The organism is Telmatospirillum sp. J64-1, from assembly GCF_006980715.1.
GTDB lineage: Bacteria > Pseudomonadota > Alphaproteobacteria > Rhodospirillales > Magnetospirillaceae > Oleiliquidispirillum > Oleiliquidispirillum nitrogeniifigens.
Map to the genome: position 1 here is coordinate 13210 of NZ_SBHN01000028.1, position 25265 is coordinate 38474.

Annotated in this window: 27 protein-coding genes and 1 tRNA gene; 15 read left to right on the top strand and 13 right to left on the bottom strand. The window is 65.4% G+C overall.

Features of this window, described 5'->3' with window-relative positions; all coding sequences use genetic code 11:
- On the bottom strand, positions 1–1290 hold the full coding sequence (gene rsmB / locus EPD66_RS21030; protein ID WP_142850510.1) for a 16S rRNA (cytosine(967)-C(5))-methyltransferase RsmB: 1290 nt from the start codon (positions 1288–1290) through the stop codon (positions 1–3).
- A 64-nt stretch (positions 1291–1354) separates the two neighbouring features.
- Positions 1355–2236: a zinc metalloprotease HtpX gene (gene htpX / locus EPD66_RS21035; protein ID WP_142850511.1), complete on the bottom strand. Its 882-nt coding sequence runs from the start codon at positions 2234–2236 to the stop codon at positions 1355–1357.
- 81 nt (positions 2237–2317) lie between these two features.
- On the opposite strand from htpX, the gene EPD66_RS21040 reads away from it, so the two are divergent.
- Both EPD66_RS21040 and EPD66_RS21045 read left to right on the top strand, forming a co-directional pair.
- Positions 2318–2485 carry a DUF1674 domain-containing protein gene (locus EPD66_RS21040; RefSeq protein ID WP_142850512.1) on the top strand — a complete coding sequence of 56 codons (168 nt, stop codon included), beginning with the start codon at positions 2318–2320 and terminating at the stop codon, positions 2483–2485.
- Positions 2486–2551: 66 nt separating this feature from the next.
- Positions 2552–3019: a thermonuclease family protein gene (locus EPD66_RS21045; protein ID WP_142850513.1), complete on the top strand. Its 468-nt coding sequence runs from the start codon at positions 2552–2554 to the stop codon at positions 3017–3019.
- Here EPD66_RS21045 and EPD66_RS21050 read toward each other — a convergent pair.
- A complete protein-coding gene (locus tag EPD66_RS21050) occupies positions 3016–3987 on the bottom strand; it encodes a glycosyltransferase family 9 protein (protein WP_255448603.1) in 972 nt (323 codons plus the stop codon). The genes EPD66_RS21045 and EPD66_RS21050 overlap by 4 nt on opposite strands.
- Positions 3988–3989: 2 nt before the next feature.
- The gene (locus tag EPD66_RS21055; RefSeq protein WP_142850515.1) at positions 3990–4745 is read right to left on the bottom strand and encodes a glycosyltransferase family 2 protein; all 756 of its coding nucleotides are present in this window, start codon (positions 4743–4745) and stop codon (positions 3990–3992) included.
- 132 nt (positions 4746–4877) lie between these two features.
- Here EPD66_RS21055 and EPD66_RS21060 point away from each other — a divergent pair, with 132 nt between their 5' ends.
- Positions 4878–5444 (top strand): D-sedoheptulose 7-phosphate isomerase, encoded by a 567-nt coding sequence (locus EPD66_RS21060; protein WP_255448604.1) that lies wholly within the window; start codon positions 4878–4880, stop codon positions 5442–5444.
- A gap of 398 nt (positions 5445–5842) precedes the next feature.
- Here EPD66_RS21060 and acs read toward each other — a convergent pair whose 3' ends face one another.
- The 5 genes from acs to EPD66_RS21085 form a co-directional block, all read right to left on the bottom strand.
- Positions 5843–7783, bottom strand: a complete 1941-nt coding sequence (gene acs, locus EPD66_RS21065) for an acetate--CoA ligase (RefSeq protein WP_142850586.1) — start codon at positions 7781–7783, stop codon at positions 5843–5845.
- Positions 7784–7978: 195 nt separating this feature from the next.
- A complete protein-coding gene (locus tag EPD66_RS21070; RefSeq protein ID WP_142850516.1) occupies positions 7979–8314 on the bottom strand; it encodes a Rieske (2Fe-2S) protein in 336 nt (111 codons plus the stop codon).
- Positions 8311–8724: an EVE domain-containing protein gene (locus EPD66_RS21075; protein ID WP_142850517.1), complete on the bottom strand. Its 414-nt coding sequence runs from the start codon at positions 8722–8724 to the stop codon at positions 8311–8313. Before EPD66_RS21075 ends, EPD66_RS21070 begins: the two co-directional genes overlap by 4 nt.
- Positions 8725–8726: 2 nt before the next feature.
- Positions 8727–9008 (bottom strand): YciI family protein, encoded by a 282-nt coding sequence (locus tag EPD66_RS21080; RefSeq protein WP_142850518.1) that lies wholly within the window; start codon positions 9006–9008, stop codon positions 8727–8729.
- 44 nt (positions 9009–9052) lie between these two features.
- Positions 9053–10042 carry an NAD(P)H-dependent glycerol-3-phosphate dehydrogenase gene (locus EPD66_RS21085; RefSeq protein WP_142850519.1) on the bottom strand — a complete coding sequence of 330 codons (990 nt, stop codon included), beginning with the start codon at positions 10040–10042 and terminating at the stop codon, positions 9053–9055.
- A 430-nt stretch (positions 10043–10472) separates the two neighbouring features.
- On the opposite strand from EPD66_RS21085, the gene EPD66_RS21090 reads away from it, so the two are divergent.
- Positions 10473–11230 (top strand): IS5 family transposase gene (locus tag EPD66_RS21090; protein ID WP_142850520.1). Its coding sequence is split into 2 segments (ribosomal slippage): positions 10473–10800 and positions 10800–11230, totalling 759 coding nucleotides; the frame shifts between segments, so codons are not numbered across the junction.
- 180 nt (positions 11231–11410) lie between these two features.
- Here the strand turns inward: EPD66_RS21090 and EPD66_RS21095 are convergent.
- The gene (locus tag EPD66_RS21095; RefSeq protein WP_142850521.1) at positions 11411–12154 is read right to left on the bottom strand and encodes an SDR family NAD(P)-dependent oxidoreductase; all 744 of its coding nucleotides are present in this window, start codon (positions 12152–12154) and stop codon (positions 11411–11413) included.
- Positions 12155–12239: 85 nt separating this feature from the next.
- Between EPD66_RS21095 and EPD66_RS21100 the strand changes: the two genes are divergently transcribed.
- Positions 12240–12791 carry a TetR/AcrR family transcriptional regulator gene (locus tag EPD66_RS21100; protein ID WP_142850523.1) on the top strand — a complete coding sequence of 184 codons (552 nt, stop codon included), beginning with the start codon at positions 12240–12242 and terminating at the stop codon, positions 12789–12791.
- A 315-nt stretch (positions 12792–13106) separates the two neighbouring features.
- On the opposite strand, the gene tsaD is transcribed toward EPD66_RS21100, so the two are convergent.
- Positions 13107–14162, bottom strand: coding sequence for a tRNA (adenosine(37)-N6)-threonylcarbamoyltransferase complex transferase subunit TsaD (gene tsaD, locus EPD66_RS21105; protein ID WP_142850524.1), 1056 nt, complete (start codon positions 14160–14162; stop codon positions 13107–13109).
- Positions 14163–14225: 63 nt separating this feature from the next.
- Between tsaD and hemC the strand changes: the two genes are divergently transcribed.
- The 9 genes from hemC to EPD66_RS21150 all read left to right on the top strand — a co-directional run bounded on the left by hemC (position 14226) and on the right by EPD66_RS21150 (position 22794).
- Positions 14226–15167 carry a hydroxymethylbilane synthase gene (gene hemC / locus EPD66_RS21110; protein ID WP_142850525.1) on the top strand — a complete coding sequence of 314 codons (942 nt, stop codon included), beginning with the start codon at positions 14226–14228 and terminating at the stop codon, positions 15165–15167.
- A 9-nt stretch (positions 15168–15176) separates the two neighbouring features.
- A complete protein-coding gene (locus EPD66_RS21115) occupies positions 15177–15896 on the top strand; it encodes a uroporphyrinogen-III synthase (protein WP_142850527.1) in 720 nt (239 codons plus the stop codon).
- Between the two features lie 24 nt (positions 15897–15920).
- On the top strand, positions 15921–17450 hold the full coding sequence (locus tag EPD66_RS21120) for a COG4223 family protein (RefSeq protein WP_142850528.1): 1530 nt from the start codon (positions 15921–15923) through the stop codon (positions 17448–17450).
- 6 nt (positions 17451–17456) lie between these two features.
- Positions 17457–18803 carry a heme biosynthesis protein HemY gene (locus tag EPD66_RS21125; RefSeq protein WP_142850529.1) on the top strand — a complete coding sequence of 449 codons (1347 nt, stop codon included), beginning with the start codon at positions 17457–17459 and terminating at the stop codon, positions 18801–18803.
- A 258-nt stretch (positions 18804–19061) separates the two neighbouring features.
- On the top strand, positions 19062–19352 hold the full coding sequence (locus tag EPD66_RS21130) for a GIY-YIG nuclease family protein (RefSeq protein WP_142850531.1): 291 nt from the start codon (positions 19062–19064) through the stop codon (positions 19350–19352).
- A 304-nt stretch (positions 19353–19656) separates the two neighbouring features.
- Positions 19657–19731 (top strand) — tRNA-Thr (locus EPD66_RS21135).
- 208 nt (positions 19732–19939) lie between these two features.
- Positions 19940–20965 carry a DctP family TRAP transporter solute-binding subunit gene (locus EPD66_RS21140; protein WP_142850532.1) on the top strand — a complete coding sequence of 342 codons (1026 nt, stop codon included), beginning with the start codon at positions 19940–19942 and terminating at the stop codon, positions 20963–20965.
- Positions 20966–21031: 66 nt separating this feature from the next.
- Positions 21032–21508 (top strand): TRAP transporter small permease, encoded by a 477-nt coding sequence (locus tag EPD66_RS21145; RefSeq protein WP_142850533.1) that lies wholly within the window; start codon positions 21032–21034, stop codon positions 21506–21508.
- Complete coding sequence (locus EPD66_RS21150) at positions 21505–22794, top strand: TRAP transporter large permease (protein ID WP_142850535.1); 1290 nt, start codon at positions 21505–21507, stop codon at positions 22792–22794. The genes EPD66_RS21145 and EPD66_RS21150 overlap by 4 nt, the downstream gene beginning before the upstream one ends.
- Before the next feature lie 92 nt (positions 22795–22886).
- On the opposite strand, the gene EPD66_RS21155 is transcribed toward EPD66_RS21150, so the two are convergent.
- Both EPD66_RS21155 and EPD66_RS21160 read right to left on the bottom strand, forming a co-directional pair.
- Positions 22887–24098 (bottom strand): multidrug effflux MFS transporter, encoded by a 1212-nt coding sequence (locus tag EPD66_RS21155; RefSeq protein WP_142850536.1) that lies wholly within the window; start codon positions 24096–24098, stop codon positions 22887–22889.
- A 3-nt stretch (positions 24099–24101) separates the two neighbouring features.
- Positions 24102–24809: a M48 family metallopeptidase gene (locus EPD66_RS21160; protein WP_142850537.1), complete on the bottom strand. Its 708-nt coding sequence runs from the start codon at positions 24807–24809 to the stop codon at positions 24102–24104.
- Between the two features lie 140 nt (positions 24810–24949).
- Here EPD66_RS21160 and EPD66_RS21165 point away from each other — a divergent pair, with 140 nt between their 5' ends.
- The gene (locus EPD66_RS21165) at positions 24950–25264 is read left to right on the top strand and encodes a DUF4258 domain-containing protein (RefSeq protein WP_142850538.1); all 315 of its coding nucleotides are present in this window, start codon (positions 24950–24952) and stop codon (positions 25262–25264) included.
- Position 25265: the final 1 nt, after the last annotated feature.

A 25265-nucleotide genomic window follows, 5' to 3' on the forward strand; every position in this document is an offset into this window, starting at 1 on the left:
TCACAGGCGTTCCAGGCGGGCGGCGAAGAAGGCGTCCATGCCTCCCTGGTCCGCCAAGTGGCAGGGCAGCGAGCGCAACTCGCCGTCGGGGGTGAGGATTTCGGCCAAGCCTCCGACCTCTTCGGGACGGATGGGCAGGCGGCGCAGCGGCGCCCCTTCGGCCAGCAGGGCGGCGATACGCTCCACCCCTTCCTCGGGTTGCATCGAACAGACGCAATAAACCAGCACGCCGCCCGGGCGCAACTGCTCGAAGGAGGCGCGAAGCAGCGCGGCCTGGGTCTGGGCCAGCTTGGCCACGTCCTGGGCGGTCTTGATATGGGCGACGTCGGGATTGCGCCGGATGGTGCCGGTGGCCGAGCAGGGGGCATCGAGCAGGATGGCGTCGAAGGGCTGATCGGGGCGCCAGGTGGCGGCATCGGCGGCGATCATCTCGGCGGATAGCCCCAGCCGGGCGAGATTGGCGGTGACTCTTTCCAGCCGCTTGGCCGAGCGGTCCACGGCGGTGACGATGCCTCCGGCGGCGGCCAGCTGTGCGGTCTTGCCCCCCGGCGCGGCGCAGAGATCGGCGACGCGCTTGCCCGCCACCGGCCCCAGCAGCCTGGCGGGCAGGGCGGCGGCGGCATCCTGCACCCACCAGGCGCCCTCGTCGAAGCCGGGCAGGGCGGGAACGAAGCCGCCCTGGCGGCGGCGCAGGCTGCCGGTGGGCAGGATCTCGGCCTCCAGCCTTTCGGCCCACAAGGCGGGATCGGCCTTGACGGTGATGTCGAGCGGCGCTTCCAGGACTTGTGCTTCGGCGATGGCGCGGCTGGTCTCCTCGCTATAGGTCCGGCACCAGCTTTCCCACAGCCAGGACGGCGTGTTCAGCCGGGCGGCATCCTGGGCCTCGGCCAAGGCCCGGCCCTCGCGGTCGAGACGGCGCATCACCGCGTTGACCATCGCCTTGTGGGCGGTCAGCTTCTGGGCCTTGGCGAGATCGACGGTGGTATCGACGGCGGCATGGGCCGGCGTGCCCATGAAGATCATCTGGGCGACGCCCAGGCGCAGCACGTCGCGTACCATGACCGCCTTGTGCGGCAGGGGACGTTCCAGGCAATGATCGATCAGGGCGTCGATCTGGCCGAGGCGGCGCAGGACGGTGGTGACGGTCAGGCGGACGAAGCCGCGGTCGCGTTCGGAGAGCGCATCCAGCTTGGGATGCTGCTCGAAAGCCTCGTCGAAGGGCCGGCGGCGGCGCAGCACGGCAGCCACCAGATCGAGAGCGACGAGACGGGATGTAAGGGAAGAAGCCATGTTTCTTCCCTTACTCCAGTTGTGGCTTCAGGCAAAGGGGAATACGCGCTTGCGCGGGTCGAACTCAGCCCCAGGGGCTGGCGGGGCGGACCGGGCGGTGATTGGCGCTCGCCATTTGGCGCAGGGCCGCCACGCGGTTGGCGGTGCTGGGATGGGTCGAGAACAGGCTGTCGCGCTTATGGGCATGCAGCGGATTGACGATGAACAGATGGGCCGTGGCCGGATTGGCCTCGGCGGTATTGTTGTCGATCCGGCTCGCCCCGCGCTCCAGCTTCTCCAGCGCCGAAGCCAGCCAGAGCGGATTGCCGCAGATCTCGGCGCCCGCCTTGTCAGCGGCATATTCGTTGGTGCGCGAAATCGCCATCTGCACCAGCATCGCCGCCATAGGCGCGACGATGGCCGCCAGGATGGCGCCGACCATGCCCAGGGGATTGTTGTTCTCGCGGTTGGCCGCGCCGAAGAACAGGCCGAAATTCGCCAGCATGCCGATGGCGCCGGCGATGGTGGCGGTGATCGTCATGGTCAGCGTGTCGCGGTGCTTCACATGGGCCAGTTCATGGGCCATGACGCCGGCCACTTCCTCGGTGTTGAGGATGTTGAGCAGCCCCGTCGTCGCCGCCACGGCAGCATTCTCGGGATTGCGCCCGGTGGCGAATGCGTTTGGCTGGGGGTTCTCGATGATATAGACCTTGGGCATCGGCATCTTGGCGCGCCGGGCCAGTTGCTCGACGATGCCGTAGAAGGCCGGGGCGGTATGGCGGTCCACCTGACGGGCGCCATACATGCGCAGCACCATCTTGTCGGAGTTCCAGTAGGCGAAGAAGTTCATGGCCAGGGCGATGCCCAGGGCGATGATCATGCCGCCCTGCCCACCGATCATGTAACCGACCGCCAGGAACAGGCCGGTCATGGCGGCCAGCATCAGCGCGACGCGTGCGAAGCTCATGGACCCCTCTGTGTGCTGCTTGATGGAAACGCGCAAGATGATTAAGTACCACAACCCTCCAGATCAAGGGCAAGCACGACGATGACCCAGAAACCCGACAAGACCCAGGAAAAGACCGAGAACAGCGTCAAGACGGAGAATGAAAAACCCACTCCGTCCGAAATGCCCGAGGAAATAGGCGGCCCCACCGGTCCCGAGCCGACCCGTTTCGGCGATTGGGAACGGGCAGGGCGCTGCAGCGACTTTTAAGCGCGTTCTTTATTTGTACGCATAATAAGGCTAATCTCGGCCCTCTTCCGTGTTTATGGGGCCGAGATGCGCCGCTGGTCTGTCCTTTTCGCCGCTTCATTGATGTCCTCTCCCCTGGCTTTTTCGGCCGGATATGCGCAGGACAGGCTGGAAGGCCCCGTTCAGGCCCAGGTCCTGCGCGTGGTCGATGGGGACACCCTGCATGTGCGGGCGCGCATCTGGCTGCGCCAGGACATCGAGACGATGGTCCGGCTGACGGGGCTCGATACCCCTGAACTTCGCGGCAAATGCCCCGAGGAACGCGACCTCGCCCGCCAAGCACGCAGCTTCGTCGAACAGCGCGTGGAAGGCCGGACCGTGCGGCTGCGCTCCATCGCCCAGGACAAATATGGCGGCCGGGTGCTGGCCGTGGTGGAAACCGAAAACGGCGAGGACCTGGCCCAGGCGCTGATCGCCGCTGGCCTGGGACGCCCCTATGACGGACGGGCCAGGCAGCCCTGGTGTGCTGCGCAGGTGGGAGAAATGGCCGATTAAGCCGCCTGGGCCACGCGCCGCCATAGGGCGGTGGCGGCGGTGACGACCTGGTCGACCTCGATTTCGTCCATCATCGTGGCATGACTGCGGTAGTCGTATTCCGGGGAGGCGAGGATCTCCTGGAAGCTGCGTTTCGTGCGCAGGCAGGCGGTATGTTCGCCCCAGGGGCCATAGATGCGTTCGTCGCTCGGCCCGAACAGGCCTAGGGTGGGTAGCTTGCTCGCGGCGGCCATGTGCATCAGGCCGGAATCGTTGCCCAGATAGAAGCTGCAGCGCGCCAGCACCGCCGCCGTCACATCCAGGCCGATCTTTCCGACGAGATCGATGCGCCGCGCGGGGGGGACGGCTTCGGCCACCGGGCGGGCCTTTTCCTCCTCCCCCGGGGCGCCCATGATCACCACGGGGGCGTTGGGAAGGATACCGCCGGGGCCGGTCAGGCGCGCCACTGTCTCGGCGAAGTATTCGGCCCGCCATTGCTTGCCCCCCCAATTGGCGGTCGGGCCGATCGCCAGGATGGGGCCTTGGGACGGCAGCAGCGCCGTCGCCTTGGCCGCCGCTTCGGGACCGGCCCACAGGCGTGGCGCCGGCGGCGGATCGAGGTCGAACAGCGCGGCGAGCTGGCGCACCTTGTGGATGGGTTCCTTGGTGCCCGAAAAGACCGCGCGCTTGCGCGTCCACAGCAGCCAGGACAGCAGGGACGAACGCAGGTCCACGACTATTTCCCAGCGCGTCCCCGCCGTCTTTGCCCATAGCCGGACCCAATGTCCGCTGCGCTTGCGCTTGGGCATGGCAATCACCCGTTCGACCTGGGGAACGTCCTTGAACAGGCCGGTGACGAGCGGTCCGCAGGCGACGGTGACCCGTGCCGCCGGATAAAGGCGCAGCAGATGGTCCAGGATGCCGGTGGACAGCACCGCGTCGCCGATCCGGTTCGCGGTGATGAAGAGGATGCGCTGGGGGGCGGGCACGTCTAGTCCTGTTCCAGCTTGGCTTTGTAATAGCTGATGATGGGATAGAGGGCGGCGCAGGTGGCGATGATGAAGCCATGCCCGCCTTCCCGCCAGCCGCCGCGGCGGACGAAGCATTTGAAGAAGCGCGAGAACATGCGGCGGACATAGGGGCGTACCGGTCCCAGCTCGCCCATCTCGCGCAGGTCCTTGGCGCGGGCGGTGGTATAGGAATCCAGGCGCCGCAGCATGTCGGAGATGTTCCGGTCGACCAGATGGTCGATCCTGTTCTGTAGCATCGGCCCCTTGCGGCCGGTCCAGGTCAGGGAGGGGTGGACGCGTTGCGGCCCCCAGCGCTTGGCCCCGCGGCGGAACAGACCCGGATAGGCGGGCTTGCCGAAAGACGCGCCCCAGCCATGGCGGACCAGCCGGTCGCCGATATAATTGTCCACCAGGATTTCATGCCAGTCATAGGGCGTGGAGGCGATCACTTCACGGATTTCCCGCGCCAAGGCCTCGGGCACCCTTTCGTCGGCATCGACTTCCAGGATCCAGTCGCTGCTGCAGGCGTCGATGCCGGTATTGCGGCGGTCGCCCTCGATCTCCCAACTGCCTTCGATCAGGCGGTTGGTGAAGGTCGCGGCGATTTCCTTGGACCGGTCCGTGCACTTGTCCAGGACCACCACGATCTCGTCGGCGAAGCGCAGCCGTTCCAGGCAGTCGGCCAGTTGCGCCTCTTCGTTATGGGCGACGACCAGGGCGGAAAGGGTGACGGGCATGGGCTTGAGGTCCTTGCTGGAAACAGTGAGGTGATAGCGTGGCGGGGAGGGAGAGACAATGCTTTTCCATTGCAATGGCGCGCGCTCTGGGCTAGCGCTGTGCGGAGTCGGAGCAGCAGGAAAGCGGCGGACGTGGACAAGTTTTTCGACGATGAATTCGAGCAGCATGCCCTGACGCTGCAAGCCACCCGGGAAGCGGTGCGCGGGCCCTTCGGTCAGCTGGTGAAGGCTTGCCGGGAGGCCTTGGCCGGTGGCGGGAAGATCCTGTTCTGCGGCAATGGCGGCAGCGCCGCCGATGCCCAGCATCTGGCGACCGAACTGGTCGTGCGCTACACCCGCAACCGCAAGGCCTTGCCCTCCATCGCCCTGACCACCGACACCTCGTTGCTGACGGCTGCGGCCAACGACTTCTCTTTCGACGAAGTCTTCGCCCGCCAGGTGGAGGCCTTGTGCCGCCCGGGCGATGTCGTGATCGGCATTTCCACCTCGGGCAACAGCCCGAACGTCCTGCGCGCCCTCGAGGCGGCCAAGGAAATGGGCGGCATCGCGGCTGGCTTGTCGGGCCGCGACGGCGGCAAGATGGTGGGGCTGGCCGAGCCGCTGATCGTCGTTCCCTCGACCGTCACCGCCCGCATCCAGGAAATGCATATCCTGCTGGGTCACATGCTCTGTGACCTGCTGGAGGCGGAAGCGGTTTAGGTTTGCTTGGGCTCCGCCCAAACCCGCAAAGGGGCTCGGCCCCTTTGATCCCAAGAGGCTGGAGCGCTTATTCATGCTTCGAGACGGGCCTGTCGGCCCTCCTCAGCATGAGGTTTATCTTCTTGATATAAAATAAAGAATTAACCTTACCCTGAGGAGCCGCAAAGCGGCGTCTCGAAGGTCGAGGCGGCCCGAAGGTATTTCAGTCTTCAAAGTTCCGGGGTCTGGGGCTCAAGGCCCCAGCGGGTTTGGGCGGAGCCCATGAAGACTTCTTTATTTTTCAAGGAATGGTTTTTACTCATAGCTGCCTATGGGGCAGCGTCCTGCTTGTTGGTTTTTGAATGAAAAAACGGCGGGAGCTTTCGCCCCCGCCGTCCAGTTTTACCGCTCTCGACCGCTTAGCCGCGGTTCATGCGGTTGTCGATGAGATCCTCGACCACGGTCGGATCGGCCAGGGTCGAAGTGTCGCCCAGGGACTCGTATTCATTGGCGGCGATCTTGCGCAGGATGCGGCGCATGATCTTGCCCGAGCGGGTCTTGGGCAGGCCGGGCGACCACTGGATCAGGTCGGGCGAGGCGATGGGGCCGATTTCCTTGCGGACCCAGGCCACCAGTTCCTTACGCAGCTCCTCGCTCGGTTCCTCGCCGGCGACCAGGGTGACATAGGCATAGATGCCCTGGCCCTTGAGGTCGTGCGGATAGCCGACGACGGCGGCTTCGGCCACCTTGGGATGGGCGACCAGGGCGCTTTCCACCTCGGCGGTGCCCATGCGGTGGCCCGAGACGTTGATCACGTCGTCGACGCGGCCGGTGATCCAGTAATAGCCGTCTTCATCGCGGCGGCAGCCGTCGCCGGTGAAGTAATAGCCCTTGTAGGTCGAGAAATAGGTCTGCACGAAGCGTTCGTGGTCGCCGTAGATGGTGCGCATCTGGCCCGGCCAGGAATCGGCGATGCAGAGATTGCCCTCGGTCGCGCCTTCCAGGATGTTGCCTTCGGCATCGACGATGACCGGTTGCACACCGAAGAAGGGACGGGTGGCCGAGCCGGGCTTGAGCGGCGTCGCGCCGGGCAGCGGGGAGATCAGGATGCCGCCGGTTTCGGTCTGCCACCAGGTGTCGACGATGGGGCAGCGGCCTTCGCCGACCACGTTGTAGTACCACAGCCAGGCTTCGGGGTTGATCGGCTCGCCGACCGAGCCCAGCAGGCGCAGCGACTTGCGGCTGGCCTTCTTGACCGGGCCTTCGCCTTCGCGCATCAGCGAGCGGATGGCGGTCGGCGCGGTGTAGAAGATGGTGACGCCGTATTTGTCGATGACCTGCCAGAAGCGCGAGCTGTCGGGATAGTTCGGCACGCCCTCGAACATCAGCGTGGTGGCGCCATTGGCCAGCGGGCCATAGACGATGTAGCTGTGGCCGGTGACCCAGCCCACGTCGGCGGTGCACCAATAGACGTCGCCGTCCTTGTAGTCGAAGACGTATTGGTGGGTCATCGAGGCATAGACCAGATAGCCGCCCGATGTGTGCAGCACGCCCTTGGGCTTGCCGGTCGAACCCGAGGTATAGAGGGTGAAGAGCGGGTCTTCGGCGCCCACTTCCACCGGTTCGTGCTGCGGCGAGGCGGCGGCGCAGACGTCATGGTACCAGACATCGCGGCCGTCCTGCATGGCGATGTCGCCGCCGGTGCGCTTGACCACGACGACTTTCCCGACATTGGGGCAGCGTTCCAGCGCCTTGTCGGCATTGGCCTTCAGCGGAACCTTGCGGCCGCCGCGCAGGCCTTCATCGGCGGTGATGACGACCTTGCAGTCGCTGTCGAGGATGCGGTCGGCCAGGGCGTCGGGCGAGAAGCCGCCGAAGACGACGGAATGGATGGCGCCGAGGCGGGCGCAGGCCAGCATGGACACGGCCGCTTCGGGAATCATCGGCAGATAGATGCTGACGCGGTCGCCCTTCTTGACGCCCATATCGGCCAGGGCATTGGCGAGGCGGCAGACGCGCTCATGCAGGTCGCGATAGGTGATCTTGGCCGACTCGTCCGGGCTGTCCCCTTCCCAGATGATGGCGACCTGATCACCGCGCGTGGCGAGATGGCGGTCCAGGCAGTTGGCGGCGACGTTCAGCGTGCCGTCCTCGAACCACTTGATGTGGACATCGCCCGTATAGGAGACATCCTTGACTTTGGAATAAGGCTTGATCCAATCGATCCGCTTCCCGTGCTCCCCCCAGAACCCCTCGGGGTCCTTGACGGAGCGCTCATACATCTCGAAGTATTTTTGCTCGTCGATCAGGGCGGATTTGGCGACTTCTGTGGGAACCGGAAAGACATTGGTTTCAGACATGGTCACGGATGTCTCCCTTTCTTGGTTTGCACCGGCAAACCGTTTTATTGGCTGGCTATCCCGGTGTTTCTCCCCTGAGGGGCTTAATGCGGTGGGATTATGTTCAATATCCCGGCTCCGCACAAGGATAACCACGCATGAATTGAACCTTTTGATCTTTATTTCGGTAATGTTGCGAAAGTCTTAGGCCGGAAGTCACCCCCTTCCAGGTAGGACGAACCCGTCCTTAAGGGATAGGGGATAGGGCGTCAGGGATTTCCCGGCGCAAGGGCCGGAGACGCAGAAACCGTCCCGGATGCGAAACAAGGCCCCATGGCTGGAGCAGAGGATGAAGCGGCGCTCGCTGTCGAGGAAGCGGCCGGGCTCGAAGTCCAGCATCACGCCGACATGGGGGCAGGAATTGACATAGCCGAAGACTTCGTCGTCCTGGCGCACCACCATGATCGACAGGCGGGTGCCGTCCTGCTCGACGGTGAAGGAGGCCGAGCCGGGATCGGCCAGTTCCTCCAGGCGGCACAGGGCCTCGTTCATGCCGTCACCCCGCCCATCTCCAGGATCAGTGCCCAGGCCGCCTCGTCCACCGGCTGGACCGACAGGCGCGACTGGCGCAGCAGGGCGAGATGGGACAGGCGCGGCTCCGCCTTGATCTCGGCCAGGTCGACCGGCCGGGGCAGGGGCGCGACGGCCTTGACCTCGACCATGCCGAAGCGTCCGCTTTCGTCGCTGGGATCGGGATGGTATTCGCGCACCACCTCGACGATGCCCAGAATCCGGCGTTCCTTGCCCGAATGATAGAAGAAGGCCCGGTCGCCCAGGCGCATGGCCCGCATATTGGCGGCGGCCTGATGATTACGCACGCCGTTCCAGGGCTCGGTTCCCTTGGAAAGCTGGTCCGTCCAGGACCAGCTTTCCGGCTCGGATTTGAGCAGCCAGAAGGCCATCTTCAGGCTTCCGGGAAGACCTTGCGGTAGCGGCGGATCACCACGCTCTCGAACAGGTCCGCCTTGGCATAGGGGTCTTCGGCCAGGAAGGCCTCGACGGCGGCGCGGTCGGGCAGGTCGAGCACCAGCATTGAGCCCAGCATCTGGCTGCCGTCGTCGCTCAGCATCGGGCCGCCGATGACGAGGGTCTTGCCGGCGGTGCGCATATAGGCGAGATGGGCGTCGCGGTTGGCAGCGCGGACATGGCCGTGGCCGGGCTTGTCGACGCAATAGATGATGAACAAAGGATGATCCTCCCGAAAGATGCAGAGGGGAGGAGCTTACCCCATCAGCATTCCTGCTTGAAGGGCCGGGACAGCAGGGCGGCGATGGTTTCGCCCAGGTCGGCGCCCTGGTGCAGCACGGCATTCACGGCGGCGCAGATCGGCATCTCGACGCCCAGCCTGGCCGCCAGCCCCAGCACGGAAGAGGCGGTATAGACGCCTTCGGTGACCGAGCGGCGCTCGTTCAGGATGTCGTCCAGGCTGCGCCCCTGGCCGAGCTGGTAGCCGAGGGAGTAATTCCGCGATTGCTGGGAATTGGCGGTCAGGATCAGGTCGCCCAGGCCCGACAATCCCATCAGCGTTTCCGGCCGCGCCCCCTTGGCGACGGCCAGCCGGGTGATTTCGGCCAAGCCGCGCGTGACCAAGGCGGCGCGGGCATTGTCGCCGAGGCCGCGCCCTTCGACGATGCCGCTGGCGATCGCCAGGACGTTCTTCACCGCCCCCCCCATCTGGGCGCCGATCACATCGTCCGACAGGTAAGGGCGGAAGGTGGTGGTGCCTAGCGCCTCGACCAGGCGCCCGCCGAGGTCGAGATCGGCGCAGGCGAGGGTGACGGCCGAGGGCAGGTCGCGGGCGACCTCGGCGGCGAAGGTGGGGCCGGACAGAATCGCCAGCGGCGCCTGGGGCAGGGCCTCGGCCACGGCTTCGCTCATCAGCAGATGGGTCTGCTGCTCGATTCCCTTGGCGCAGATGACGGCGGGCAGGCCGCCGCGCCACAGCGGGCGGAAGGTATCGCAGATGCCGCGCAGGAATTGCGAGGGCACTACCAGCAGCACGGCATCGGCATCGAGCGCGCGGGCGGCATCGCAGGTCGCCACCAGATTTTCCGGCAAGTGTTGGTCGGGCAGATAATGGGGATTGCGGTGGTCGGCATTGATGCTGTCGGCCACCGCCTGCTCGCGCGCCCACAGCACCACCTGCCGTCCCGCGCGCGCCGCGCTTGCCGCCAATGCCGTGCCCCAGGCTCCCGCGCCGATGACGCCAATGCGTTCCATGCCCTGCCTCTCTGACTGAACTTCCGGCGCTTTATGCAATGTGGGGCAGGGAAGGGCAAGGAGAAGGCTGTAAAAGCCTAGGTGTCTTTGTATCTTGGTGGTTTCTTCATGCCGCTGAAAGCCACCAAGACACCAAGAAGCCGGTTTCGAGGGTCTGGCCCGTCTTCATTCAAGCGGGCTTTCTCTTCATTCCGTCACCCCCGCGAAAGCGGGGGCCATGTGGGGCTTGCGGAAGTGCAGGCCGCTGAATACCGCTGCTGCAGCCCCGTGGATTCCCGCTTTCGCGGGAATGACGAAAAACTATTGGAGGTCCAGGAGGCGAGCCCCCTGGCGGGGCGCGGGGCAGCGTCCCGTCTTTAGGGTCAGGACCTATAAAATCTCTTGGCGGGGCAGCCGTGTCATGATCAAGGTTTCCGAAGGGAGCCTATGAATGAACGATCGCCTTTTTTGGCTGACGGACGAGCAGTTTGCGCGGCTTCAACCGTATCTTCCGACAGATACGCGCGGCAAGGCACGGGTGGATGACCGGCGGGTCATCAGTGGGATCATCCATGTCCTGAAATCAGGGTGCCGCTGGGTGGATACCCCGCCAGCCTATGGGCCGCGCAAGACGCTCTATAATCGCTTCGTCCGCTGGGCCGACAAAGGCATCTGGCAGAACATCTTCCATGCCTTGGCGGCGGCGGGCGGACCTCCGGCGGAGGTCATGGTCGACTCTTCGGCTGTCAAGGCCCATCGCTACGCCGCTGGCGGAAAAAGGGGGAGCGGACGCAGGCGATTGGTCGCTCGCGTGGCGGTCGCACCACGAAGATCCACGCCCTGACGGATCCCTTCTGCCGTCCCATCGCCTTCCTGCTGACCGGTGGCCAAGTCGCCGATTGTACGGCCGCAGACACTCTGCTCGATGCCATGCCGCAGGCATCTATCCTGCATGGTGACAAGGGCTATGACAGCAATGACGTTCGCCGCAAGATCGAGAGCAAGGGCGCAGCGCCGAACATCCCGCCCAAGGTAAATCGGCGCTGGAAGAACGGCTTCTCGTCCGTCCTCTACCGCAGCCGCAACGCCATTGAGCGCATGTTCTGCCGTCTCAAGGATTTTCGGCGCATCGCCACAAGATACGACAGGCTGGCCACGAACTTCATGGCTGCCCTCTGCATCGCCGCAACCGTCAGCTACTGGTTATGAGACCTGATCCTAGGATGTCACCGATGTCGACATGATCGGGCTGGCCAATGGTGAATCTTACAGCGCGGGCGATGTCGGTGGGATCCTGCGCGATCTCGTCGATCCTTGTCCCGATCGATTTCCCTCACAGTCTCTTCAGTCATCGACTGCGCCCACCGCATCTACCATTTCTGTTCAGGGTCAGACCGCCGCGACACCGCCATCCACGAAGAGCTCATGGCCCGCGACGAAGCTGCTTTCGTTCGACGCCAGGAAAAGCACGGCACGCGCGACATCTTCGAGGCGCCCCAGGCGCCCGAGCGGAACCCCCTTGATTACCTCTTCTTCAGCTCCCGGTGTTTTGTCGAAGAAGCTCCGGATCAGACGTGTTTCGGTGCCACCTGGCGAGACGACGTTCACACGGATGCCCCGTTCTTTTAGATCGTTAGTCCAGCTCCGCGCAAAGGAGCGAACCGCTGCCTTGCTGGCATTGTAGAGCGACTGGGCTGGAAACGCCTTGGAACCCGCAATCGAGCCATTGAGGACGATCACGCTCCCCTCTGTCATCAGCGGCAGCGCTTTCTGCACGGTGAAGACCATAGCTTTCACGTTGAGGCCGAATATTGAATCGAAATGGGCTTCGTCGATCGCTTCGAGCGGAACGGCCTCGTGCATGCCGGCATTGGCGAACACGACATCAACTTTTCCGTGGTCACGCTCAATGCGCTCGTAAAGCTTAGTGAGGTCACTGAGGTTCGTGACATCCCCCTGTACGCCGACCGCCCCATGGCCGATCTGTGCAACAGCTTGATCGAGCAATGCCTGTCGCCGCCCTGTGATGTACACGTGGCCGCCCTCCTCTGCGAAGAGCTTCGCCGATGCTAAGCCTATGCCGTCGCTACCACCGGTAATCACCACGACTTTGTCCTCAAATCGCTTCGTCATGCCTTTGACCTTTCAGATAAATGGAGGATTGCTCCACTTCTAATACGGAAGTATCCTCCACTTAGCAAGCTCAGGAAGAAAAAAGTTGATCAAGGCAGGCCTACGTGCCGACGCAGAGCGGAACCGCCAACGCATTCTCGCTGCGGCAGAGGAATTATTTCTGGAGCGAGGGGCAGGTGTGTCACTCGAGGAGGTGGCGAAGCGAGCGAAGGTCGGCATAGGGACCCTCTATCGCCGGTTCCCGACGCGCGAGGCACTTCTGGCGGCCACCAGCAACGAGCGGTTTCTGTCGGTCGCCGAGTCGAGCCGTGGGCGAGATGCAGACCATGATCCCGGCAACGCGCTACGCAAGTATCTTGAAGAGCTCGCACTGAACACGAGCATCTATCAAAACCTTGCCGCGTCTCTAGGAACCGTCATTGAGTGCGGCACGCCTGGCTGTAATGCGATCACCGAGGAAGGGCACCGACTGCTTCGCCGCGCGAAGGAAGCCGGGGTTATTCGTGGGGACACCAGCTTTGACGATATAATCTGTGTGGTGATCGCAATATCCATCGCGGTCGAAAAGGACCGCTCACCGGAGTCGCGCATTGCGCATCTGGTGGACCTGCTCCTCAATGGCATTAGCGTGCGGTGACCAGCCCGGTTCCCTTGCAACGGCTGTTCTTCCAGGTTGGGCATATGGGCCGCACCTTTGAGCGTTTCTGACACTTAATCACGGTTCCAGACAGCGTCACTTCTGCTGCAACCGAGCTCTATCGACACGAAGAAAGCGGCTTTCCATGGCCTATGGAAGGGCCCCGGACCGAATCCGAGAGCATGAGGCGATGGTCGGGAGGGCGCTCAAAGCAGCCGCTCGTTTGATCACACAGAGTCGACCGCTGAGCGTTGAACGCTTACCGATAGTCAGCCCTCGGAAGCGCTCACATCAATGGGTCCTGACCCTAGTTCTCTACGCCTTCACCCCGGCACCGCGCAGTTTCGCCGCCTCGGGGTCCAGCGGCCAGCGGGGGCGGGGGGCGAAGTCCAGCGAGTCGCGCTGGCCCAGGCGGAAGCGTTCCAGCCCCGCCCAGGCGATCATGGCGGCATTGTCGGTGCAGAGATTCAGCGGCGGGGCGATCAGCTCGAAGCCGTTCTTCGCCGCCGTCTCGCCGAGGCGGGCACGCAGGAAGGAATTGGCGGCGACGCCGCCGGCGACCACCAGCTTGCAGGTCTCGGGGCGCAAATCGCGGGCCATGCGCATGGCGTTGCGGCTGCGGTTGGCGATGGAATCGGCCACGGCTTCCTGGAAGGCAAGGGCGATATCGGCCTTGTCCTGGGGCGTGGCCTCGCGGCCCAGGCCGTCGAGGGCCTGGCGCACGGCGGTCTTGAGCCCGGAGAAGGAGAAGTCGCAGCCCGGGCGCCCCTTCATGGGGCGGGGCAGCGTGAAGGCCTGGGGACGGCCGTCGCGGGCGGCGCGTTCCACGGCGGGGCCGCCGGGATAGCCCAGATCCAGCATCTTCGCCACCTTGTCGAAGGCTTCGCCCGCTGCGTCGTCGATGGTCGCGCCCAGGCGGCGGTAGCGCCCCACGCCTTCGACCAGCAGCAATTGGCAATGTCCGCCCGAGACCAGCAGCAGCAGATAGGGAAAGGCCAGTTGATGGGTCAGCCGGGCCGTCAGGGCATGGCCTTCCAGGTGGTTGACGGCCAGGAAGGGCTTGTCATGGACCAAAGCGATGGCCTTGCCGGTCATCACGCCGACGATCACCCCGCCGATCAGACCCGGCCCGCCGGTGGCCGCCACCGCGTCCAGCTCGGAAAAGCCCAGCCCGGCCTCGCGCATGGCCTCGGCGACCAGGCGGTCGATATGGTCGAGATGGGAGCGCGCGGCGATTTCCGGCACCACGCCGCCATAAAGGCGGTGCTCGTCCAGTTGCGACAGCACCACGTTGGACAGGATCTTGCCTTCGCCATCCACCACGGCGGCGGCTGTTTCATCGCAGCTTGTTTCGATACCGAGAATGCGCATTGACCTTCCGCCAGCAGATTGCCGCTTCCCTTGCGGCTGGTCAGCAACTACAACAAGCCTATCATGACTTCCAGAGCTTTACGCATCGGCACCAGGGGTAGTCCGCTGGCCCTGGCTCAAGCCCACGAAACCCGCGACCGCCTGATGGCGGTCCATCCCGCGCTTCGCCAGGAGGGCGCCATCGAGATCGTGGCGCTGAAGACCACCGGCGATATCGTCCAGGACCGGCCGCTGGCCGAGATCGGCGGCAAGGGGTTGTTCACCAAGGAACTGGACGAGGCGCTGGCCGACGGCCGTATCGACATTGCCGTCCATTCCATGAAGGATGTGGCCACGGCGCTGCCCTATGACCAGGTGCTGGCCTGCGTGCTGCCGCGCGAGGATGTGCGAGACGCCTTCATCAGCTATCGCGCCCAAAGCCTGGACGAATTGCCGCCGGGTTCGCGCGTCGGCACGTCGAGCCTGCGCCGCGCTGCGCAGATCCTCAACCGCCGTCCGGATCTTGAGGTGGTGGGCTTCCGCGGCAATGTGCAGACCCGCCTGCGCAAATTGCGCGAAGGCGTGGCCGATGCTACCCTGCTGGCCATGGCGGGCCTGAACCGGCTGGAGATGAGCGAGGTGGCGACCGCCCCGCTGGACAGCAGCTATATGCTGCCGGCGGTGGCCCAGGGCGCCATCGGTATCACCTGCCGCTGCGACGACCAATGGGCCATCGACCTCGTGACCCCGCTGGAGCATGAGGAAACGCGGTATCGCATCACCGCCGAACGCGCCTTCCTGCGGGTGCTCGACGGCTCCTGCCGCACGCCCATCGCCGGTCTGGCGGAACTGGACGGGCAGGGCGGCTTGTCCTTCCGGGGCCTCGTGGTCAGCCCGGACGGCCAGGTCTGCCACCGCATCGAGGATCGGGGGGCGGCGCGCGAGGCCGAGGCCATCGGCGAGCGGGCGGCGCGGGATGTGCTGTTGCGGCTGGAGCCGGGATTCTTCGACTTCAAGACGGCCTGAGGCTTTCCCATGCGTGCGCTGGTCACCCGTCCGAAAGCCGATGCCGAGGGCGTGGCGCAGGAGTTGCGTGCGCGCGGCATCGATGTCCAGATCGAGCCCTTGCTCGAGATCGTGCCGTTTCCCGGCGTCACGATCGATCTCGACGGCGTGCAGGCGCTGCTGGCGTCCAGCGCCAATGGCGTGCGCAGCCTGGCGGCGGCCACCGCGCGCCGTGACCTTCCCCTTCTCGCCGTTGGCGACGCCACGGCGCGCTGCGCCCGCGAGCACGGTTTCCTGTCGGTCGAAAGCGCGGGCGGCGACGTCCACAGCCTGGCCGCCCTGGTGCGGCGGCGGCTGGATCCGGCCTCGGGGACCCTGCTTCATGCCGCCGGGACGGACGTGGCCGGCGATTTGGGGCAGGACCTGGCCCGTTCGGGTTACCATTTGCGGCGGGTGAAGCTGTACGAAGCCCGCAAGGCTTCCCATCTCTCTGCCGAGGCGGTTTCCGCCCTGCGGGAAGAAAGGGTTGATCTGGCACTCTTTTTTTCTCCCCGCACGGCAGCCACCTTTGTTACTTTGGTCGTTCAGGTCGAATTGCAGGATGCCTGCCGATCGATCGCGGCGATATGTTTGAGCGCAGCCGTCGCCCGGGAACTGGAGGCGCTGCCATGGCGCAGCCTGCGCGTGGCGGCAAAGCCGGATCAGCGATCCTTGCTGGCGGCACTGGACGAGGAATGCCAGAGCGACTAGGCCCGTCGGAAGTCGAGGGAGAGCATGACGAATAAAAAGGACAAGAAGGGCGGCGGAACGGACAAGCCCAATTCCCAGGGAACAGGGCCCGAGACAGCTTCCCCTTCCGAGACGCCTTCTCCCACCACTCCCTCGCAGCCCGAGCTGCTGCCGCCTTCCGAAACCGTGGCTGCCGGCGAGACACCGGCGCCGAGCGGCACTCCCCAGTCCGAATCCCCGGAGACGGACGGCAAGGGGACGGAAGCTCCGGAACCGACGGATGCGCCGGCCCTGACCGTGACGCCCGAGCCGGAAGCGACGCCGGAACCCACCCCGGAAACCGCCAGGACCTTCGATTTCACCGCCGCCGCCAGGACGGAGGAGGACAAGACGAAGGCCGCCTCTCCCTTTGCCTCCGCCGCGGTAAGCGATGCGGGCAGGGAAAACGAGGGCAGGGAAAGGGAAGAGGTACCGCCCGCCCGTTCCGGCAATGGAACGGCATCCGAGAAGAAGGGCGCTTCGGCCCTGACCGGCGCGCTGATCGTCGCGGCGGCGGTCGTGTTGCTGCTCGCGGCTGCCGCGCTGACCCTGCCCATGTGGCGCGATCAGGCCATCGCGGCCCTGGGCGGTGGGGCTCCGGCGGGACAGCAGGCCGAGACGGAAGCCCTGCGCAAAGAACTCAACCAGCTCGCCAGCCGGGTCAATGCCCTGGGCGGCACGGTCGAGGATCTGGCCCAGCGTGAACCGGCCGCGCCCCAGGCGCCCGCCAATGGCCCGCAGATCCAGGAATTGCAGGAACGCCTGTCGCGCCTGGAAACGGCCCAGCAGCAGGCGCCCGCCGTCGATCCCCAGGCGGTGACCCAGTTGCAGCAGGCCAATGAGGATTTGCGGAACCAGCTGAACCAGACGCGGGAACAGCTTGCCCAGGCCCAGCAGCAGATCGGGGCCGTCGAGCGCAATTCCGCCGATGCCGCAACGGTGCTGCGCCTCGCCCACCGGATGGACGAGGTCGAGCAGGCCGCCCGTCAGGCCGGAGAGCGGCGCGAGGCCGCCCATGCGATGCTGCTGGCCGTCGGCCAGCTGCGCGAGGCGGTGGACCGGGGCGCGCCCTTCCGCGGCGAGATGGAAACCATCCGCGCGCTCAGCACCGACGAACAGGCTCTGAACCAGGCGGTGGGCGGCTTCGCCACTTTTGCCGATCGCGGCATCCCGACCCGCGCGCAGCTTCAGCAGCGCTTCCAGGATCTGGCGGGGCGCATCGTGCAGGCCGGCACCGTCGGCGGCGGCGATTCCTGGTGGGACCGGACGGTCGACCGCATGGGGGCGCTGGTCTCCGTGCGCCGCATCGACGGCGGAGGCGGCGGCACCGGCCCGGCCTCGGTGGTGGCGCGGGCCGAGACCCATGTCCAGGCGGGCAATCTGGCCGCTGCGGTGGAGGAACTTCGCACCCTGCAGGGCGCGGCGGCGGAAACCGCCCAGCCCTGGATCGCCGATGCCGAAGCCCGGGTGGCCGCCGAACGCGGCATCTCCGAACTGACCACGCGCGCCGTCGCGCGCAGCGGCGCGGCGGGGTAGGGCGCCATGATCCGTCTCATCCTCTATGTCCTGGTCGTCGCCGTCTTGGTGGTCGTCTCCGTGTGGATGGCCGAGCGTCCGGGGCAGGTTTCGGTGCGCTGGCTGGGCTGGCAGATCGAAACTACCGTGCCGGTCCTGCTGCTGGCCCTGGCGCTGCTGCTGGGCGTGGTGTGGCTGGTGCTGAAATTCCTCGGCATCCTCCTGCACCTGCCGCGCGATTTGCGCCGCGCCCGCAGGGAAAGCCGCTATCGCAAGGGCATCGTCGCCCTGACCAGCGGTATGGCGGCGGTGGCGGCGGGGGATTCCCATCAGGCCCGCCGCATGGCGCGCCGGGCCGACGACTTGCTGAAGGATGCCTCGATCACCCGCCTGCTGTCCGCCCAGGCTGCGGAAATCGCCGGGGACCGCGAAGCGGCGAAGCGTCACTACACCGAAATGGTGGACGATCCCGACAGCCGTTTCCTCGGATTGCGCGGCCTGCTGGAGATCTCCTTGAAGGAAGGCGACCGTACGGCGGCACTGGATTACGCCCGCCGCGCCCATGCCATGAATCCCGAGGCCGGCTGGCTGGCCAAGACCCTGTTCGAGCTGGAAGCCGGGGCGGGGAACTGGCGGGATGCGGAGGTCGGGCTGAACGCCGCCATCCGCGCGGGCGAGATCGACGAGACGCAGGGACGGCACATGCGCTCCATCCTCCTGCAGGAACGCGCCCGCCAGATGCTGCTGGACAAGGATACGGGCCGGGCCGTGAAGCTGGCGCGCCAGGCCCAGAATGCCGATGCCTCCTCGGTTCCGGCGGTGCTGACCCTGGCTGAAGCGCTGAAAGCGGCGGGCAAGCAGGCCAAGGCCGCCCGTGCCATCGAGGAAGCCTGGAGCCGCTCTCCCCATCCCGATCTCGCCAGCGCCTATCTGGCGCTGTTCGCCGGCGAGGACGAGTTGCAGCGGGTGCGCCATGCCGAGACACTCTGCCGCCAACGTCCCGACGACCCGGAAAGCCATCTGGTGGTAGGCGAGGTCGCGCTGTCGGCCAAGCTGTGGGGGCAGGCGCGCAACCATCTGATGAAAGCCATCGAGAACCGGCCCTCGCGGCGGGCCCATCGCTTGCTGGCCAAGCTCGAGGAACAGGAGAAGGGCGACAAGGCGGCCGCCCAGAAATGGCTGGAATTGGCCGCGGCGGAACCGCCGGACCCGGTCTGGCTGTGCCATTCCTGCGGTACCGCCACCCAACGCTGGGCAGCCACCTGCCCCAAATGCAACGCCCTGGATTCCATCTCCTGGAGCCAACCCGCCAGCCGCGCCAACGCCCTGCCGGCTACCACGACACCCAGCCCGGAGGTCAAGGCGGCGTCTTAGGGCGCCTTCCTCGCCACTCAGGCTTTTGCGCAAGGTCGGGTTGTATACGCCTGACCGTCATTCCCGCGTAAGTGGGAATCCATGAAGCTGCGGAAACCACAGCCAGCGGTTTACATCTTCGTAAGCTCCAAGATGGGCCCCCGCTTTCGCGGGGACGACGATCTATGGTAGTGTTTTGCTCTTGAATTCCGCCCGGAATAGTTGCCTCGGACAGTGTCGTGCTTTTGCAAAGGCGACAAGGGATGTGAGGGAAAAGGCATGAAGCGCCCTTGCGTCTATATCCTCGCCAGCAAACCCAATGGGACGCTTTACGTTGGGGTGACGAATGACCTGATTCGCCGTGTTTGGGAGCACAAATCAGGCGTGGCCGATGGCTTTACCAGCAAATACGGTGTTCACACTCTCGTTCATGCCGAATTTCATGAAACGATGCCCGAGGCGATCCTTCGCGAGAAGCAGGTCAAGAAATGGCGCAGAGCCTGGAAGGTCGCATTGATCGAGCGGGCCAATCCCCGATGGCAGGACCTTTACGATAGCATCCTCCATTGAAATCTCCGTTCTTATCCCGTCACTCCCGCGCAAGCGGGAGTCCATGTTCGTTCCGGAAGACATGGCGGCGGCATGGATGCCCGCTTTCGCGGGCATGACGAATGATTGGGGGGAGGAGACTGAAGCCTGAGGCTCCAACGGGTGCAGGGCTGAACCCTGCGGAGGCAAAGCCTTATTTCCCGTCGGCGCCGGTGTCTTCGCAGGAGAGGCGGTTCTTCCGGTTTCTCTGTTCCTTCTCAAAGCGGAAGCTTTCAGAAGCCCTTGCATTCCGCGAAATTTGTCCTTATCTTCCGGCTCTCCTCGTGCCCAAGTAGCTCAGGGGTAGAGCAACTGATTCGTAATCAGTAGGTCGTAGGTTCAAATCCTATCTTGGGCACCATTTCTCCCTCGCCTTCCGTGCGGGGCGAGACACCCGCTCCGGTCGCGGCAGACCGTTTCCCATTCCCGTCATCCGTTTCAGGCCCGCACTTTTTCGTGCGCCTGCGGGTATGCCTGCTGCCAAAGCGGTCCTACCGGTTTGACCTGCGTCACGAAATCGGATTACGCTTGCGGGGAGAAAAACATCACCCGACGGGAGTGAAACCATCGTGAGCGCTAAGATTGTTGCGCGCCTGGCCGCAGCGGCCATCGTCGCCCTGTCTGTCGTCAGCCCGGCCTCGGCGGCCAATTACAAGTCGGAATACAAGCTGTCCACCGTCCTGGGCGACGCCTTCCCCTGGGGGCAGGGCGGCCAGCGCTGGGCCGACCTGATCGCCGAGAAGACCGAAGGCCGCATCAATGTGAAGATGTATCCGGGCACCAGCTTGGTGGGCGGCGACCAGACCAAGGAATTCACCGCCCTGCGCCAGGGCATGATCGACATGGCGGTCGGTTCGACCATCAATTGGTCGCCCCAGGTCCGCGAACTGAACCTGTTCGCGCTTCCCTTCCTGATGCCCGATTACAAGGCGATTGATGCGCTGACCCAGGGTGAGGTCGGCAAGGACCTGTTCGACATTCTGGCCCAGCGCGACGTGGTGCCGCTGGCCTGGGGCGAGAACGGTTTCCGCCAGCTGTCCAATTCCAAGCGCGAAGTGCGCACGCCCGAGGACCTGAAGGGCCTGAAGGTGCGCGTGGTCGGCAGCCCGCTCTTCATCGACACCATGACGGCCCTAGGCGCCAATCCGGTGCAGATGAGCTGGGCCGATGCCCAGCCCGCGATGGCGACCGGGGCCGTCGACGGCCAGGAAAACCCGCTCTCGATCTTCATTGCCGCCAAGCTGAACACGGTCAGCCAGAACTATCTGACCCTGTGGGATTATGTTGCCGACCCGCTGATCTTCGTGGTCAACAAGCGCGTCTGGGACAGCTGGAGCGAAGAGGACCGCCAGGCCGTGCGCGAGGCCGCCGAACAGGCCGCCGCCGAGCAGATCCAACTGGCGCGCCAGGGCATCGCCGGCGAGGACACTGCCGCCCTGCAGCAGATCTCGTCCCAGGGCGTGACCGTGACCCAGCTTTCCATCGAGGAGAAGGAAGCCTTCCAGAAGGCGACGCAGGAGGTCTTCGCCAAGTGGTCGAAGACCATCGGCGAGGATCTGGTGAAGAAGGCCCAAGACTCCATCGCCAATCGCTGATAATGACTGTGCGGGCGTCGGCACTCATCGGGAGCCGGCGCCCTTTTTGTCTTCCAGGGGGATAAAGTGTCCGAGCACGATCCTGTCGGGCGCGGCGGCTGGGAGCCGGAGCGGGCCTTGGCGGCCCTGATTCTGGCCGCCGTCTGTGCCATCAGTCTCGTCAATGTGGTAGTGCGCTACTTCACCAATTATTCCTTCGCCGCGACCGAGGAAGTGTCGGTGGCGCTGCTGGTGATTCTCGCATTGCTGGGCTCGGTCGTTCCTTTCGTCCGCCGCCGCCATATCGCCATCACCGTGCTGCGTGACCGCCTGCCGCCTCTCGGCCGCCATCTCGCCGATGCGGTGGCGGTCCTGGCGACGCTGGCGATGTTCTCCCTGGTCCTGTGGCTCGGCGTGCGGATGGCCTGGGACGATTACCGTTTCGAAGTGACCAGCGCCAGCCTCGGCCTGCCGCAATGGATCTACACCATCGCCCTGCCGGTCCTGGCCGGGCTGATCCTGCTGCGGGTGCTGGTGTCGGTGCTGTGGAGGCGCAAGCCATGACCACCGCCGCCATCGTCCTGCTGGGCCTGTTCGCCCTGCTGATGCTGCTGGGCACGCCGCTGGGCGTGGCCCTGGGCCTGGCCGGAGCCGCCGTGATCCTGATGCAGGATCTGGGCGAGATGGCCATTCCCACCAGCCTGTATACCGGCATCGCCAAATACCCGCTGCTGGCGATTCCGCTGTTCATCCTGGCCGGTACCATCTTCGAGCGGGCCGGGGTGGCGGCGCGGCTGGTGCGCTTCGTCAGCATCCTGATCGGAAGCTGGCGCGGCAGCCTCGGGGTCGTCGCGGTGCTGGTGGCGATGGTGATGGGCGGCATTTCCGGCTCCGGCCCCGCCGATGCCGCCGCCGTCGCCACGGTGATGCTGCCCGCCATGACCCGGGCGGGCTATCCCCCCGCCTTCTCGGCCTCGATCATCGCCGCCGCCGGGGCGACGGCGATCCTCATTCCGCCCTCCGTGGCCTTCATCATCTATAGCGTGCTGGTGCCCCAGGCGACGGTGCCCGCCCTGTTCGCTGCAGGCCTGTTCCCCGGCATCCTGGCCGGACTGGCGCTGATCCTGCCCATCGTCTTCATCGCCCGCCGTTACGGTTTCGGCGGCCGCCGGGAAGACGAGGAGAAGATCGGCGTCCTGCGGGCGGCGCGCGAAGCCATCTGGGGCCTGCTGGCGCCGGTCATCATCCTGGGCGGCATGCGCGCCGGTCTGTTCACCCCCACCGAAGCCGCCGTCGCCGCCGTGACCTATGGCCTGCTGGTCGGGCTGTTCATCCATCGCAGCCTGACCCTGCGCGACCTTGGCAACGTCTTCATGGAAGCCGCCGAGATGTCGGCGGTGGTGCTGCTGATCATCGGCCTAGCCAGCATCTTCGCCTGGGCGGGCAGCACGCTGGGCGCCTTCGACGTCCTGGCTCAGAGCATCGTGTCCCTGGAGGCGCCGCCATGGATGGTGCTGATCCTGATCAACTTGTTGCTGATGGGCGCGGGCATGTTCCTGGATGCCGTCAGCATCTATCTGATCCTGCTGCCGCTCTTGATGCCCCTCGTCACCGCCTATCAGTGGGACCCGGTATGGTTCGGCGTGGTGATGACCATGAATCTGGCGGTCGGCCAGTTCACGCCGCCCTTGGCCGTCAATCTGATGGTCACCTGCGCCGTGGCCGGTGTGCCCATCGAGAAGACGGTGCGCTGGGTGATCTGGCTGGTCCTGGCCATGCTGAGTGCCCTGGTCCTGGTCGCCATCTTCCCGTCCATCGCCCTGTGGCTGCCGAGGAGCCTGGGCTACTAGAGGCGGATTTTGACCCGCCTCGCTCTTCGAGACGCCGCCAAGGCGGCTTCTCAAGACCCCCAAAAGGGTTTGGGCGGCAGCCCGGAAAACTTTTACTCCGCCGCCGCCGTCCGGCGGCGCACCAGCCCCAGCACGGCGGCAAGGCTCAGCAGCGTGGCGATCATGATGACGGTCGCCATGGGCTTGGTGCTGCCGTCATGGAGAAGCCCGACCAGGAAACCGGCCCCGGCGCCGATGCCCATCTGCAGGAAGCCGAGCATGGCCGAGGCGCTGCCGGCCATGCGGGCATAGGGCGCGATGGCCCCGGCCGAGGCATTGGGCAGGACCAGTCCCACAGCCAGGAAGACCAGGGCGACGGGACCGACGACGGCGGCCAGGGTCTCGATTCCCATCCAGGCGAAGCCCGCCAGCAGCACGCCGCCCAGCGCGCCCAGCCAAGCCCCGATGGTGATCATGTTGGCCAGCCCGACCCGCATCGTCAGCCGCCCGGCGGTGAAGGTGCCGATGATGTAGCCGATGACGCAGATCATGAAGGCGAAGCCGAAATGCCGCGCTTCCAGCCCCAGCACGTCGATCAGCACGAAGGACGAGCCGGAAATGAAGGAGAAGAGGGCCGAGAAGCTGAAGGCGACGGCTGCGGCATAGCCGAGGAAATGCCGGTCCGACAGCAGCAGGCCGTAGGTTTCCAGGATGCGCGACGGGCGTAGGGCGGCCGGGTCCTGGTGACGGTTGGTTTCGGCCAGCATGGTCAGGCAGGCGACCAGAAGCAGGAGTCCGAACAGGACCAGGACGACGAAATTGGCACGCCAGCCGAACAGGCTGTGCAGCCAGCCGCCGAGCAGCGGCGCCACCGCCGGTGCCAGCGCCATGGCCGAGGCCATGTAGGACATGATGCGTGCCGCCTGCTCGCGCGGATAGACGTCGCGCACCACCGCACGCCCCACCACGGGGCCGCAGCAGGCGCCGACGGCTTGCAGGAAGCGGCCGAGGATCAGCATCTCGATACTGGGGGCGAACAGGCAGAAGAGGCTGGCCGCCAGATAAGTCAGCACGCCGCCGATCACCACCCGCCGCCGCCCGAAGCGGTCCGACAACGGCCCGTAGATCAGCTGCGCGAAGGCGAAGCCGATCAGGAAGACGCTGAGTGTCAGCTGCACCATGGACACGTCGGTGCCGAAGGCGCGCGTCATGTCGGGCAGCGAGGGCAGATAGAGGTCGGTCGAGATCGGCCCGAAGGCGACGAGGCCCGTCAGCAGGATGGTCACGGGCAGGGAAGTCGGCGGCAGCCGGTCATGCAGGGCCATGGGTCACCCGAAGCGGTGGAGACTGGTGCCGTGGCGTTTCAGCCAGGCGCGGGATTCGACGGCATGGGGGCACAGGGTGTCGACCACCGACCAGAAGCGGGGGGAATGGTTCATCTCGGCCAGATGGGCGACCTCGTGGGCGACGACATAGGTCAGCACCTTTTCGGGCGCCAGCACCAGCCGCCACGAGAAGGCGAGGTCGCCGCGCGCGGTGCAGCTGCCCCAGCGCGAGGTGGTGTCGCGCAAGGACAGGCTGGCGATGCGCTTGCCGATCTCCGCGGCCATGGGATAGGCGCGGGCGACGATCTCGGTGCGGGCCTGGCGGCGCAGCCAGTCGCCGACCCGACGGGGGAAATGCTCGATCCCACCTGAGACGAAGATCTCGCCGCCTTCGGCCCAGACGCCGCGCCGCGCCTCGGGCGCATGGCGCAGGACGTGATCCTGCCCCAGCAGGGGCAGGCTGGCTCCCGGCGCGAAGGGGACCTGGGGGGACAGGGAAGACAGGCGGCGGCGGATCCAGTCCTGCTGCTGGCGGCAGAAGCGCAGGCCATGCTCCAGCTTCACGCCGGGCGGCAGGACCAGGACCAGCTCGTCGCCTTTCAGCCCCACCCGCAGGGACAGCCGCGCCGCCCGCGCCGACCGGCGGACCCGCACCGGCAGCGCCTGTCCGTCGAGTTCGATCTCGTGAAGCTCTCTCTGGGCAAGGCTCATGAAATGGTGATACCGCTTCGCTCCTTCGGCGGCAAGAGAGGTTCCAGTATGCCTGTCATTTTGATAGGTTAAGCTTGACGGGGCTGTTCCCTGGGTCTATCATTTTGATAGTTTGGAGCTGCGCCAATCTGGAGGCTCGAGTGGACCGTCATACCGCGACGAAGCAGATCCGGCAGTTGGCGCAGGATGAGACGAGGGTCTTCTTTACTGAACATGCGAAGAAGAGAAATCCTCAGGAAGGAAAATTTCCGCTGACCAAGGATCAAGTCCTGAATTGCCTGACCCACGGCTATGTCAAGGATGATCCGGTTGACGATATCAAGGTGCCCAACGGTAAGAAATGCACCATCACGCGTTTTGTCCCTCGGGAATGCCATGAAGTCGTCGTGGTCTTTGTTCCCTCGGAAAATATCTTGGTCATCACCGCCTATGAATGCGGAAAAACCGCCAGGTGAT

Bases quoted from the DNA above. Each gene is read 5' to 3' on its own strand.
- rsmB (WP_142850510.1), bottom strand. From the start codon at position 1,290: ATGGCTTCTTCCCTTACATCCCGTCTCGTCGCTCTCGATCTGGTGGCT.
- htpX (WP_142850511.1), bottom strand. From the start codon at position 2,236: ATGAGCTTCGCACGCGTCGCGCTGATGCTGGCCGCCATGACCGGCCTG.
- EPD66_RS21040 (WP_142850512.1), top strand. From the start codon at position 2,318: ATGACCCAGAAACCCGACAAGACCCAGGAAAAGACCGAGAACAGCGTC.
- EPD66_RS21045 (WP_142850513.1), top strand. From the start codon at position 2,552: ATGCGCCGCTGGTCTGTCCTTTTCGCCGCTTCATTGATGTCCTCTCCC.
- EPD66_RS21055 (WP_142850515.1), bottom strand. From the start codon at position 4,745: ATGCCCGTCACCCTTTCCGCCCTGGTCGTCGCCCATAACGAAGAGGCG.
- acs (WP_142850586.1), bottom strand. From the start codon at position 7,783: ATGTCTGAAACCAATGTCTTTCCGGTTCCCACAGAAGTCGCCAAATCC.
- EPD66_RS21070 (WP_142850516.1), bottom strand. From the start codon at position 8,314: ATGAACGAGGCCCTGTGCCGCCTGGAGGAACTGGCCGATCCCGGCTCG.
- EPD66_RS21075 (WP_142850517.1), bottom strand. From the start codon at position 8,724: ATGGCCTTCTGGCTGCTCAAATCCGAGCCGGAAAGCTGGTCCTGGACG.
- EPD66_RS21085 (WP_142850519.1), bottom strand. From the start codon at position 10,042: ATGGAACGCATTGGCGTCATCGGCGCGGGAGCCTGGGGCACGGCATTG.
- EPD66_RS21095 (WP_142850521.1), bottom strand. From the start codon at position 12,154: ATGACGAAGCGATTTGAGGACAAAGTCGTGGTGATTACCGGTGGTAGC.
- tsaD (WP_142850524.1), bottom strand. From the start codon at position 14,162: ATGCGCATTCTCGGTATCGAAACAAGCTGCGATGAAACAGCCGCCGCC.
- hemC (WP_142850525.1), top strand. From the start codon at position 14,226: ATGACTTCCAGAGCTTTACGCATCGGCACCAGGGGTAGTCCGCTGGCC.
- EPD66_RS21115 (WP_142850527.1), top strand. From the start codon at position 15,177: ATGCGTGCGCTGGTCACCCGTCCGAAAGCCGATGCCGAGGGCGTGGCG.
- EPD66_RS21120 (WP_142850528.1), top strand. From the start codon at position 15,921: ATGACGAATAAAAAGGACAAGAAGGGCGGCGGAACGGACAAGCCCAAT.
- EPD66_RS21125 (WP_142850529.1), top strand. From the start codon at position 17,457: ATGATCCGTCTCATCCTCTATGTCCTGGTCGTCGCCGTCTTGGTGGTC.
- EPD66_RS21130 (WP_142850531.1), top strand. From the start codon at position 19,062: ATGAAGCGCCCTTGCGTCTATATCCTCGCCAGCAAACCCAATGGGACG.
- EPD66_RS21150 (WP_142850535.1), top strand. From the start codon at position 21,505: ATGACCACCGCCGCCATCGTCCTGCTGGGCCTGTTCGCCCTGCTGATG.
- EPD66_RS21155 (WP_142850536.1), bottom strand. From the start codon at position 24,098: ATGGCCCTGCATGACCGGCTGCCGCCGACTTCCCTGCCCGTGACCATC.
- EPD66_RS21160 (WP_142850537.1), bottom strand. From the start codon at position 24,809: ATGAGCCTTGCCCAGAGAGAGCTTCACGAGATCGAACTCGACGGACAG.